General features: G+C 45.3%; 10 protein-coding genes and 1 riboswitch. Of the genes, 3 read left to right on the top strand and 7 right to left on the bottom strand.

The genetic code is table 11. The features are described 5' to 3' along the window. Positions 1-284: 284 nt before the first annotated feature. The 3 genes from pnuC to ABNK31_RS07420 all read right to left on the bottom strand — a co-directional run bounded on the left by pnuC (position 285) and on the right by ABNK31_RS07420 (position 4,049). Positions 285-881 carry a nicotinamide riboside transporter PnuC gene (gene pnuC, locus ABNK31_RS07410; RefSeq protein ID WP_418895030.1) on the bottom strand — a complete coding sequence of 199 codons (597 nt, stop codon included), beginning with the start codon at positions 879-881 and terminating at the stop codon, positions 285-287. A gap of 244 nt (positions 882-1,125) precedes the next feature. Next, entirely contained in the window at positions 1,126-1,443 is a 318-nt protein-coding gene (locus tag ABNK31_RS07415; RefSeq protein WP_418895031.1) for a nucleotidyltransferase domain-containing protein, read from the bottom strand. 332 nt (positions 1,444-1,775) lie between these two features. Next, positions 1,776-4,049, bottom strand: a complete 2,274-nt coding sequence (locus ABNK31_RS07420) for a TonB-dependent receptor (RefSeq protein WP_418895032.1) — start codon at positions 4,047-4,049, stop codon at positions 1,776-1,778. 108 nt (positions 4,050-4,157) lie between these two features. Further along, positions 4,158-4,251: riboswitch (TPP riboswitch) on the bottom strand. A gap of 301 nt (positions 4,252-4,552) precedes the next feature. Here ABNK31_RS07420 and ABNK31_RS07425 point away from each other — a divergent pair. Next, complete coding sequence (locus tag ABNK31_RS07425) at positions 4,553-6,811, top strand: RelA/SpoT family protein (RefSeq protein ID WP_418895033.1); 2,259 nt, start codon at positions 4,553-4,555, stop codon at positions 6,809-6,811. Between the two features lie 16 nt (positions 6,812-6,827). On the opposite strand, the gene ABNK31_RS07430 is transcribed toward ABNK31_RS07425, so the two are convergent. From ABNK31_RS07430 to miaB, 4 genes are all read right to left on the bottom strand, one after another. Then, positions 6,828-7,211 (bottom strand): hypothetical protein, encoded by a 384-nt coding sequence (locus ABNK31_RS07430; protein WP_321578907.1) that lies wholly within the window; start codon positions 7,209-7,211, stop codon positions 6,828-6,830. Between the two features lie 6 nt (positions 7,212-7,217). After that, entirely contained in the window at positions 7,218-7,586 is a 369-nt protein-coding gene (locus ABNK31_RS07435; RefSeq protein ID WP_418895034.1) for a phage holin family protein, read from the bottom strand. A gap of 25 nt (positions 7,587-7,611) precedes the next feature. Beyond that, positions 7,612-7,854: a YtxH domain-containing protein gene (locus tag ABNK31_RS07440; RefSeq protein WP_321579415.1), complete on the bottom strand. Its 243-nt coding sequence runs from the start codon at positions 7,852-7,854 to the stop codon at positions 7,612-7,614. A gap of 377 nt (positions 7,855-8,231) precedes the next feature. Next, the gene (gene miaB, locus ABNK31_RS07445) at positions 8,232-9,587 is read right to left on the bottom strand and encodes a tRNA (N6-isopentenyl adenosine(37)-C2)-methylthiotransferase MiaB (protein WP_418895035.1); all 1,356 of its coding nucleotides are present in this window, start codon (positions 9,585-9,587) and stop codon (positions 8,232-8,234) included. A 255-nt stretch (positions 9,588-9,842) separates the two neighbouring features. Here miaB and ABNK31_RS07450 point away from each other — a divergent pair, with 255 nt between their 5' ends. Both ABNK31_RS07450 and ABNK31_RS07455 read left to right on the top strand, forming a co-directional pair. Next, the gene (locus ABNK31_RS07450; protein WP_418895036.1) at positions 9,843-10,328 is read left to right on the top strand and encodes a hypothetical protein; all 486 of its coding nucleotides are present in this window, start codon (positions 9,843-9,845) and stop codon (positions 10,326-10,328) included. Positions 10,329-10,360: 32 nt separating this feature from the next. Then, entirely contained in the window at positions 10,361-11,857 is a 1,497-nt protein-coding gene (locus ABNK31_RS07455; protein WP_418895037.1) for an acetyl-CoA hydrolase/transferase family protein, read from the top strand.

Below are 11,857 nucleotides of genomic sequence, written 5' to 3' on the forward strand. Positions count from 1 at the left end.
GGCATCTCTTTGCCCATAAGCCGTATTCATTTTATGGATAATCTTATTTATTTTAGAGTCACGGGCATTTATTTGACATCAACTTCAATTTATTTGACCGTCTTTGGTGTTTTTTCTGCATCTACCCTTATTTATTTATCTATCGAGGACATTTATTGGTCCGTCGATGGCATTTCTCGTATAGACATTCGCATTTATTTTACCGTCACGGGCGTTTACTCCTCAGCCGGTGTCTTTTTTTCGCCGCCGAGCCTATTTTCTCTATCACCGGAATGAATTGCATGTCAGGCGGAGGGTGGGGTAGTTGCTTCCCTCATCATCTTCCGCCATTTGAAGTATCCGAACACGGAAATAACGGTGTAAACGGTAAAAAGAGCGGCCGTGGGGTACAATCCTTTCCAGAGGTACAACCCGGTGGAGAAGAAGTTGGCTGCAAACCACAATCCCCATTGTTCCACATACTTGTGTGCCAGCATCCACATGCCGAGGATGCTGAGCATGGTGGTAAAACTATCGCCGTAGGGCACGGGACTGTCGGTATAACGGACGAGGATAAAGGCGATAAGCGCGAAGATGGCGATGCCGATGGCGGCAAGCGCTCCCGCATATCGGCGGGGAAAAGAGGAGATGGGCATTTCCGTTTCGCCGGAGTTGCCTTTCGACCATTTGTGCCAACCGTAGATGCTGGCAAAAAAATAGTAGATGTAGATGCCCATGTCGGCATAAAACTTACTGTAATAAAAGATGAACACATAGACCACGGGCATGAGGACGCCCACGGGCCACAGCCATTTATTGGCTTTGTATTCGAGATATAGATACGCGAGCCCGATGACGGCTCCGATAATTTCAAACCAAACGGATTGGAAAAATGCAAGCATGTAAAAGATGTATGAAGTATGATGTATGAAGTATGATGTATGAAGTATGATGTATGAAGTATGATGGAGGTTGGAGATTGGAAGTCAGGAATGTTCTTCTGCGATGGGGTGAAATTCATTCATGCTTCTTGCTTTCACCTTATTCTTGGAGAAGTTCCCCGATCTCTGAGACAAAAATACGGGCTTGGTCAATAAACTCGAGTGTTGACTAATGCATGGTGACTTTCGCTGTCCATTTGTTCTTTCATAGCGGAATCCCTTCATTGATTACATTCAGTTGAAAAGGTGTTTTAAACGGGCGTTCTTCCCAATGCTTTTTGAGTATTACTTTCGGACTGATAGGGATGCCCGTACGCATGAATATCTTGTAAAGCGGCCGGGTTATCAGTTGCTCATCCTTGATGCTGAAAGTATCCCTGTCGACAATAATCAGTAAATCGATATCACTGTCGGGACGGGCTTCGCCGCGAGCTTCGCTGCCATAAAGTATGACACGGGCACCGGGCGGAGTTATCTGCCGGAGGGTTTGGCGTATTTCTTTTACAATTGCTGTTCTTTCCATCTTTTGATTTTATTTCTTGCAAAGTTAAGAAACTTAGCAAACTGTCGTTTTATATTTTCTAAATTATTTGCCGGAAGTTAGAAACTGTTTTGAATTTTTTTATGCGGTGTTTTTTAGGTTTTTTTTGATGGATTTGAACTTTCGTTTCGCATCGAATAGCTGGCTATTTGAAAGAAAGGAAAGTTCAAAGGCGCAAAAAAAGGCAAAAAACAGCATAAAAGAATAAACAAAATTAGATCATTCGGAAAATTCAAAACAGTTTCTTAGAAGATTGAAGAAGATATCCGCTCACGCATCAATCTTCTTCAATCTGTTATCAATCTTTTTCAATCTTAAAAACTGACCGTCAACCGCGCCGTGAAATTGCGGGTTGCTTGCGGATAATACCCCGCATAGTCACTTTTAAATCCATCGTATATGCCGGTGCCGGACCATCCGTTGGCGACATATTCTTTGTTCAATAAATTATTGACAAACACTTGCAGGTTGATGCTGCCCAGCGGCGTCTTGTCGAACGTGTAGCCGGCGGAGAAGTTGCTGACGAAATAGCCCGGAATGGACTTGCTGTCATTCGACGTATTATCGAGATATTGCTTGCCGATATATTTTCCGGTCAAGGTGAAATAAAGCGCCGAAAAAGGATTGTATGTCAGCGATACGGCGCTTACCACATCGGGTGAGAACGAGATATCGGTGCTTTCAAACTCTTCTTTTTGTTGCCGGGCTTTGTTGTTTTCGTCATAAAGCGGATTTTCGTTTGCGTCGTACATGTCGTAATAAGCCGCGTAATCATTGATTTTATTGCGGCTGAAGGTGGCGTTGGCATCCAGGCGCCACTTGCCGGCGAACAACGGGACGGAGGCTTCGAGTTCGATTCCCGCTCGGTAACTGCTTTTTACGTTTTCCAATAAGCGGTATCCCACATCATCGAGTTTGCCCGTTTGTACCATCTGGTTATGATAGTCCATATAATAGATGTTCGCTCCGAAGTAAAGTCCTTGTTGAGTGTTGTAGCGGTAACCGAGTTCGTAGTCGATCATCCGTTCGGGCCGGATAGGTTCTTTATGATCTTCCCTTTTAGCCCCCTCTTTCAAGTCGCTGCGTATCGGTTCGCGCTGCGCCACGGCGACCGAGGCATATACACTGTTACGTTCATCGGGACGGAAGAATACTCCCGCTTTCGGATTCAGGAAGTCATACCGGTAATCGCCGTCCATCATTTTAAAGTCCTTGTCTTCTCCTTTCAATGTATAATGGATATGGCGATATTGTAAGTCGCCGAAGAGCGAGAGGCGGTCGTTCCATTGATATTCGGCTTTGGCGAATACGCTGACTTCGGTTTTCCGTGCCTTGCTATGATACCAATTCTCGAAAATGTCGTCCGGATTCGTTTTCTCTTTTTCCGGATAGGCTACATATTGTATCCACGGGCGTTTACCGAAATGACGCCCGTTGTACCGGCTGTAGAGCGCGCCGGCATTTACTTTCCAGTTGTTTTGGATATAATCCGCGCCGATGTTGGCCACATAGAAATCATTATCCATCTTTTGTTGGATGATGAGGTCCGACACTTCATGCGTTACGCCGTCGATCACCTGCGCCGGCACCCGGTAGAATTTCAGCGAATCGTCTTCTATATAGTTTTCATAATAGCCGAAGCCGTGATTGTAACTCAGGTTGGCGTTGACGGCAAACGCATCGTTGAGCCGGCGGGTGTATTGCAATTGCGCGATGTCGGAATAGTAATTGTCCGTTTCGTTGTCGTAATAACGCCGTCTTCCCGCTTCATCCTTATATTCGCCGGCGGGATTGTACCGGCGCCCGTTTTTTTCTATTTGGGTCGAATCGACCCCTTCCCAAGTGATGCCCGTGCGTTGCTTTCCCTTGATGTAACTCAGGCGAATCAGTTGATTGTCGGTGTAATGCGACAAGGAAGTGAACAGGTTGTAATGGTCGATAAAGCCGTTGCGGATATATCCCTCGCCGGTGTTGCGCGAAAAGCGGGCGTCGAACGAAAGTCCGTTTTTCAGGATTCCCGTGCCGGCCGCGATGCTCGATGTAAACGTGTTGTAGCTGCCCGCCGATGTGGAAGCTTCGCCGTAAGCTTCGGAGCGGGCGCCGACAGTTTTCAGCGAAATGCTGGCGCCGAAAGCACCCGACCCGTTTGTGGAGGTTCCGACTCCGCGCTGTATCTGAATGCTTTGCAGCGAATTAGACAAGTCGGGCAAATTGATCCAAAAGACATCCTGGCTTTCAGGGTTGTTCAACGGCATGCCGTTCAGCGTGACGTTGATGCGGCTGGCATCGACCCCCCGGATGCGCATGTAGCTGTATCCCGCTCCCGTACCGTCCTCACCGTACGAAACGAGGGAAGGAATGTTTTGCAAAAGAATGGGAATGTTGCGCGCGGCGTTGTTTTTTTTAATCTCCGGTTGAGAAATATCCGTATACGTCATCGGCGTGTTTTTGCCGGCTCGTGTGGCGGATACGACCACCTGTTCCAACTGTACGTTTTTTAAACTGTCTTGTGAGTCGGTATACCGTTGTCCGTATACCATCGATTGCAGGGCCAGTATTCCTGCGAAAGTCATAAAAACCTTTTTCATTTACGATCATTTTTTTTTGATGCGGAAAAACACTGTTCTCCACATCGGATTAGTAAAACAAAAAAGGGGATTGAGTAAGATGTGATACCTGAAAATGCGGATCCTCGGGAGGAGGATTCTTTCTTTCCCTACGCCGGTATTATCCGGATCAGGTGATTGGGTATGATCTCAGCCTGTATGTACGGCACCCCTATTGGTTCCTAAAACAACAAACCTGTTTTTTTGTTCATTCAACATGTCGAATGTTTAAAGTCTTCGGTCTCCGGTCTCCCATCATCCTTCATCCTTCATCCTTCATACATCATACTTCATACATCATACTTCATACATCATACATCATACATCATACTTCATCCCTCCTCCTTTCTTTTTTTCTTATTCTTTGCTCATTTTTGTAGATTTATTTGTATTTTCGCCTTCCCTTAAACGTCGCATATAAAAATACGTCAGAGTTGGGCGAGGGCGTCGCTCCAAGTGGCGCCCCCGCTCATGAAGGAATAATTATGAATGAAGAAGTAAAATTATCAGCCGAAGAAAAATTGATTGAAGATGAGTTTCAGGCTCTTCTCAACGATTATTTGAATTCGAATCACCGCCGGAAGGTCGATATTATTACACGGGCTTTTAATATGGCCAAAGAGGCGCATAAAGGAGCTCGCCGGCGTTCGGGCGAACCGTATATTATGCATCCGCTGGCCGTGGCGCGTATCGTTTCGCGTGAGATGGGATTGGGCTCCACCTCTATCGCGGCGGCTCTTCTGCATGATGTGGTAGAGGATACGGATTATACGGTTGACGATATACAGGCGATGTTCGGTGATAAAATCGCCCAAATTGTCGACGGCCTGACCAAGATATCCAGCGGTATGTTCGGCGAAAATGTCTCCGAGCAGGCCGAAAATTTCCGCAAGTTGTTGCTCACCATGTCGGAAGACATCCGGGTGATTCTTATTAAAATTGCCGATCGCCTGCACAATATGCGTACGCTCTCGTCGATGGCGCCCGCCAAGCAGTTTAAGATAACCGGCGAAACCATGTACATCTACGCGCCCCTGGCGCATCGACTCGGATTGTTTGCCATCAAAACCGAACTCGAAGAGTTGTGTTTTAAATACGAACATCCCGATGCCTATATCGAGTTACTGAATAAGATTGCCGAAACGGCTCCCGAGCGCAACAAGATTTATGAACACTTTGCCGCTCCCGTTATGGATGTCCTCGACAAAATGAATATTCAATACGAAATGCGGGCGCGTGTGAAGTCGGTCTATTCCATCTGGAATAAGATGCAGAAAAAAGGCATCGATTTCGAAGAAGTCTATGATTTGTTCGCCGTGCGCATTGTTTTCGAGGTCTTTCCGGGGATGGACGAGAAAAAACAGTGCTGGGATATTTATTCGGCGATTACCGATATTTACAAATTACGTCCCGACCGGATCCGCGACTGGGTGAGCCATCCGAAGGCTAATGGTTATCAGGCGCTCCACCTCACGGTGATGGGCCCCGATGGAAAGTGGATCGAAATACAGATACGTAGCCGGCGCATGGATGATATTGCCGAGAAAGGTTTCGCGGCGCATTGGAAATACAAAGAGAATAAAATAGAAGAAGATAATGAATTGGACAAATGGCTGAAAACGATTCAGGAGGTGCTCGCCAATCCCAATCCCAACGCCATCGACTTTCTCGATACGGTGAAAATGAATTTGTTTTCGTCCGAAATTTTTGTCTTTACTCCGAGGGGTGACATTAAAACGTTGCCGCAGGGAGCTACGGCGCTCGATTTTGCCTATATCATCCACACGCGTATCGGCGATCATTGTCTGGGGGCGAAAGTCAATCACACCCTGGTGCCTTTAAGCCAGAAATTACGCAGCGGCGACCAAGTGGAAATCCTCACTTCGCAGTCGCAATATCCCCAACCCGAATGGCTCAACTATGTGACCACCGCCAAAGCCCGAACCAAAATCGAAGCGGCCTTGCGCCGCCAACGCCGCCGTATTGCCGAAAAGGGTAAGAACATGCTCGAAGGCTTATTCCCCGGTGAAACCATCGACAACACCATTTACAATAAGATTCTTCAGTATTACAAAGTCGATAAAAAAGAAGATTTGTATTATCTCATCGGTAACGAGGATGTTAAATTGCCTCAAAACGGACAGACCTTCTTTAAGGTGAAAGAAACCTTGCCGAAGCAGGATAATCTATTGGTCCGCTATATGAAGCAGGCGATGAATGCGTTGAAAAAACCGTCGCTTGAAGCCAAAACGGTCGCTCTCGATGATGTTCCTCCGTTAAAGATAGACCGCAAGTCGACGTATGCCTTAAAGGAAAACGATTTTAGCAAGAATTTCATTGTGCCTTTGTGTTGTAACCCGCTGCCGGGCGACGATGTGTTCGGCTTTATCACCGATAAAGAAGAGGTGGAAGTCCATAAGCGTTCGTGTCAAACCGGAATGAAACTGAAATCGAATTACGGTGGACGCATAATACCGGTAGAGTGGGGCGATTACCGCCAATATTCATTCTTGGCGACGATTGCTTTTTCGGGCATCGACCGTGTGGGTATTTTGAACAATATCCTCACCAAAATATCGGAAGAAGTGGCCGTGAATATACAGGGGATGTCGGTCGGCTCGAAAGACGGTATTTTTGAAGGCGTACTCCACGTACACGTGCATAGCGCCGACGATGTGAATCAACTATGTGCTAAAATAGCAAAAGTGGACGGCGTAAGTACCGTCCACCGATCGCTTGTGTAGATAAATCTTTGCAAGACTATTTTTTCTTGCTACGCTTATGCCCGAAGATCATCGAAGTAATCTTTTTGGCGGCGAAAGCGATGACGGCCGGTTTGGATAACCTCCATGCCGCCGATCCTATTTGCGGAAGATTGGACAAAACCAGACTTAACCAGGGGTTCATCTGTTTCGTCACAAAAGGAGTCAATGAACCGGATGAACCGGACGAAAAGTTGTCTACGGCATTGGTTATTTTGCCTCTTATAGAAGAGGTGACGCCTTTCGTTAGAAGTGACCCCCAGTTATCTCCCAGATATTGTATTTGATACGATAACCGTTGTCCGGAAATGATACGTTCTTCTCGAACTCTTTTTTTCTCAAGATGAAGTTCTTCCAGCGGAGTTAATTTGTAGGTTTTCATTATTGTTTATTTTATATCTTCGTTATCGTCACTTTCCATCAGAAACCGAATCACCTTATTCGTAATGCTGTTCCGGATCGGTTTCTTTACGAATAATAGAATCAGTAAAATCACCAGAATACCCCCAGACACGATACCGAAACCCGCCCATATATTTTGAAGCAATTCGCCCAAATATAAGGCCAATGTGGTCAACAGCATCAGCAATGCAAACAAAGCCACAAACGCTATCACTAATACATAGCTTATATTTGAAGATGCTTTGCTTATCTTCTCAATAATTTCCAGCTTACCTAGTTCGAGCGTGTTGGTTATGTACTTTGCTACATCATCCTTCATCTCTTCGAACAATGTACTCGCTTTTTTTTCTTCCATCGTTTCGATAATTAAAGGATCCGTGTTATTGTTTTGCAAGTTCTTTTTTGGCTATTTCAGCAATATCATCGATATCTTCTTTTAAATCATCGACTTCATTTTTTCCTTTATGGATGGCTGACTTTACGTTGGCTTTTACTTTATCGGCAAATACGTTGGCTTGTTCCAACCATTCATCTTTTTTATCGGTTGCTAAAATGTAACCTGCGGCTGCACCAAGGGCAACGCCAATACCTAATCCTAATAAAAATTTTGCATCTGTACTCATAATTGTTGTTTGTTTAAATGTGAATAGTCTGTTCTTTTTTAGTTTTTTCGTTCATTACGGGAGAATATTCCTTTATGGGTTTAGGAAAAATCTCTAAGGTATAACGTTTCTTGTTTAGAAATTGTTTAATTCCTCCCCAAAATTCCGGTCATCAGTCTCCGGTCACTAGTCCGGTCTCCAGTCTCCGGTCTCCGGTCTCCAGTCTTTAAACTTCATTTGCTAATTTGCTAATTTGCTCATCTGCTCATCTGCTAATTTGCTAATTCGCTCATCTGCTAATTCGCTCATCTGCCATTAGTAATTAGTAATTTATAATTTATAATTAGTAATTTGTAATTTGTAATTTGTAATTTGAATTGTCCCTCATCCTTTCGCCTCTAATCGGCAATCGTTTCACCCAGCAAGGTCGCCGAAGTGAAACCGGTGATGCGCACGTTGACAAATTCGCCGATACGATGTTGTTTTTTATCAAAAATAACCACTTTGTTTTGTTCGCTGCGGCCGAAAAGTTGTTCGCGCGAACGTTTCGAAAAACCTTCTATCAGCACCTCGAATTCTTTCCCGACATCTTTCTCGTTACTTTCGCGCGATAATTGCAACTGAAGTTCGATGATCTCTTGTAACCGGCGGTTTTTTATTTCCGGCGGAACATTATCCTCGAGTTTTTTGGAAGCATACGTGCCGGGACGTTCGGAATACTGGAACATGAAAGCCGAGTCGAACCCGACTTCGCGCATCAACGATAAAGTCTGTTGATGGTCTTCTTCCGTTTCGTCGTGGAAGCCGCACATGATATCCGTCGATAACCCGCAACCGGGAATGATGCGTTTGATGGCTGCTATCCGTTCCATGTACCATTTCCTGTCGTAGGTGCGGTTCATCAGTTTAAGCATCCGCGAACTGCCGGTCTGTACCGGAAGATGAATATAGTTGCAGAGGTTTTTATACCGGGCAATAACTTCCAACGTTTCGTCCGTCATATCTTTCGGATGCGAAGTCGTAAAGCGGATTCGCATTTCCGGAGCCTCTTCCGCCACCAGGGCCAATAATGCCGGAAAATCGATCACCCGTTCGCCTTCTTTGAACCGGTAAGAATCGACGTTTTGTCCCAAAAGAATGACTTCCCGAAATCGTTTTTGCTGCATGATGCGCAATTCGTTGAGAATGCTTTCCGGATCGCGGCTACGCTCCCTGCCACGCGTAAAAGGAACGATGCAATAGGTACAGAACTTATTGCATCCGCGCATAATGGATAGGTAGCCCGAAATGTTGCTGCCGCTTAACTTGAGGGGGATGACATCTTTGTACGTCTCGGTCTTCGATAGTTGTACGTTGATGGCTTTCTCGCCCCTTTCGGCCGCACCTACTAAATTCGGCAAATCGAGGTACGCATCCGGGCCGATCACCACGTCGACGTGATGGTTTTCGATTAAATCCTCTTTCACCCTTTCGGCCATGCAACCCAACACCCCGATAATCAGGTGCCCCTTTCGTTGTTTCTTAATGGAATGAAAGTATTCCAACCGTTGGATGACGCGTTGTTCGGCGTTGTCCCTGATGGAGCAGGTATTCACAAATACGGCATCGGCTTCGCGATCGTTGTCGGTAAGGCTATAGCCGTCCATTTGCATAATCGAGGCGACGACTTCCGAATCGGCCACATTCATTTGACATCCGTACGTCTCGATGAAAAGCTTTTTTTCGTTATTCGTATCAATTGTTTCTGTATTCATTTTAATCCTGTCGATAATAAACCGTATTCCCCGCATAATAAAAGTTAAAACCCCTATTTAGCCGGTGGAAAAAGTTGATATTCTGATAATCTTATCTTATTTTTGTCCCTATGAAAATAAAAAATTTTTCATAGTTAAGGTTTTGGTTAAATAGTCGGGCGGAGCTGTGAAGTTCTTCCCGATTTTTTTGTTCAACTGTAGACCTTAATTGGTAAAAAATCATTATTTTTGTCGGACTGCAAAATTAATCAAAATATGGACTCCGGAGATATTGTTTATTTGATACTTGCTGTATTTTTTGTGATATTGGGTTTTTTTAATAATTCCAAGGAAGGGAAAGACAGCCAAAAAAAACAAAAGAAATCGCAACTACCGCCTTTGACTCCTGTATTCAGGCCCGGTGGGGATTGGTTGGAACCTAAAGAAAAGAAGAACTATGATAGACAACGATCGAGTCCGACTCCTCCGCCTGTTCACACCTCTTCTTCCGGTCCGACTCCTCTTCCTTCACGTGATTTTAAATCTTCCCTCACGTTGACCGCCGACCTTAACCGGTACTCCTCTGCTTCGCAGTCGCTGTTTGTCGATGAAGAAGGCGAAAAATCCGTATATCGAAATGATGCTTCGGGCGCAAATACTGCCGGACGGCATTGGATTATTTCGGATTTGCAGTCGGATAGTGCAAAAGACGAATTACGGAAGGGTATTATTTATTCGGAGTTGCTAAAAACGAAATTCTAAGAATTAGTCGAATATAAAAATTGAGAAAAACTATGGCTTTAAAATTTATTAGTGCGCAAGAGGCAGCTGCACTGGTTAAAAATGGTGATAACGTCGGTTTTAGTGGTTTTACGCATGCCGGATGTCCCAAAGTGGTTCCTTTCGAAATAGCGAATCGCGCCCGGGAAGAACATGCTAAAGGGAATCCTTTTAAGATCGGCGTGTTTACCGGCGCTTCTGCCGGAGATGCACTCGATGGAAATTTAGCGCGCGCCAATGCGGTTAAGTTCCGGGCTCCTTATCAGACCAATAAAGATTTGCGTAGTGCGATTAACAATGCCGGGGAGCATGACCCGGTGGAGTATACCGATATGCATTTATCGCAATTGGCTCAGGAAATCCGTTACGGATTCTTTGGAGATATCGATGTGGCGGTTATTGAAGCATGCCAAGTATCGGAAAACGGAGAAATTGTCCCGACTACGGCTGTGGGGATTACTCCTACTGTTTGCCGGTTGGCTAAAAAAGTAATTGTCGAACTCAATAGGCAGGCGCCTGAAGAGTTAAGAGGAATTCATGATATTTATGAGTTCCAGGATCCGCCCAACCGCCGTGAAATCGCTATCTATAAGGTGGCGGATCGTGTCGGGTTGCCGTATGTGAAAGTCGATCCTGCAAAGATTGTGGTTGTGGAAACCGATCGCGACGGAGAAGGCAAAACCTTTACACCCGTCGATGAGGTGACCGCTAAAATCGGCGATAATGTAGCCAATTTTCTGGCCGCTGAAATGAAAGCCGGGCGTATTCCCAAAACATTCTTACCCATCCAGTCGGGAGTAGGAAACATCGCGAACGCCGTTTTATTCTCCATGGGAGAAAACAAAGATATTCCCTGTTTTGAGGTGTTTACCGAGGTCATACAAGATGCGGTATTGGATATGATGCAACAAGGAAAGATCAGCTTTGCCAGCGGTTGTTCGCTTACGGTGAGCAACGAGCAGCTTCATAAATTCTATCGCGAACTCAGCTTCTTCAAAGAAAAGCTTGTGTTACGCCCGTCCGAAATATCCAATAATCCCGGATTAGTACGCCGGTTGGGGGTGATAGCGATGAATACGGCTATTGAAGTCGATATATTCGGGAATGTAAACTCCACGCATATTATGGGAACGAATATGATGAACGGCATCGGAGGTTCGGGCGATTTTACCCGCAGCGCGTATCTTTCGTTGTTCGTTACGCCTTCTATTGCGAAAGGCGGGAACATCAGTTGTTTTGTACCGAAGGTGACTCACGAAGATCATAGCGAGCATTCGGTGAAGATTATTGTTTCGGAATATGGTGTGGCGGATTTGAGAGGAAAAGGACCGCACGAAAGGGCAAAGGAAATCATCGAGAAGTGTGCGCATCCCGATTACCGTCCTTTATTGCATGAGTATCTCAAAAGACAACAGAAAGGGCATACTCCCCAGGATATTTATACCTGTTTTGCTTTCCATAAAGCCTTTTTGGAAACGGGAAGCATGAAGAATGCCGATTTTTCGAAATAA

The organism is Limibacterium fermenti (assembly GCF_041902845.1).
GTDB classification, from domain to species: domain Bacteria; phylum Bacteroidota; class Bacteroidia; order Bacteroidales; family Dysgonomonadaceae; genus Limibacterium; species Limibacterium fermenti.

Excerpts from the sequence above, each read along its gene's own strand:
- ABNK31_RS07435 (WP_418895034.1), bottom strand. The coding sequence starts at position 7,586 with ATGGAAGAAAAAAAAGCGAGTACATTGTTCGAAGAGATGAAGGATGAT.
- ABNK31_RS07455 (WP_418895037.1), top strand. The coding sequence starts at position 10,361 with ATGGCTTTAAAATTTATTAGTGCGCAAGAGGCAGCTGCACTGGTTAAA.
- ABNK31_RS07430 (WP_321578907.1), bottom strand. The coding sequence starts at position 7,211 with ATGAAAACCTACAAATTAACTCCGCTGGAAGAACTTCATCTTGAGAAA.
- ABNK31_RS07420 (WP_418895032.1), bottom strand. The coding sequence starts at position 4,049 with ATGAAAAAGGTTTTTATGACTTTCGCAGGAATACTGGCCCTGCAATCG.
- miaB (WP_418895035.1), bottom strand. The coding sequence starts at position 9,587 with ATGAATACAGAAACAATTGATACGAATAACGAAAAAAAGCTTTTCATC.
- ABNK31_RS07415 (WP_418895031.1), bottom strand. The coding sequence starts at position 1,443 with ATGGAAAGAACAGCAATTGTAAAAGAAATACGCCAAACCCTCCGGCAG.
- pnuC (WP_418895030.1), bottom strand. The coding sequence starts at position 881 with ATGCTTGCATTTTTCCAATCCGTTTGGTTTGAAATTATCGGAGCCGTC.
- ABNK31_RS07450 (WP_418895036.1), top strand. The coding sequence starts at position 9,843 with ATGGACTCCGGAGATATTGTTTATTTGATACTTGCTGTATTTTTTGTG.
- ABNK31_RS07425 (WP_418895033.1), top strand. The coding sequence starts at position 4,553 with ATGAATGAAGAAGTAAAATTATCAGCCGAAGAAAAATTGATTGAAGAT.
- ABNK31_RS07440 (WP_321579415.1), bottom strand. The coding sequence starts at position 7,854 with ATGAGTACAGATGCAAAATTTTTATTAGGATTAGGTATTGGCGTTGCC.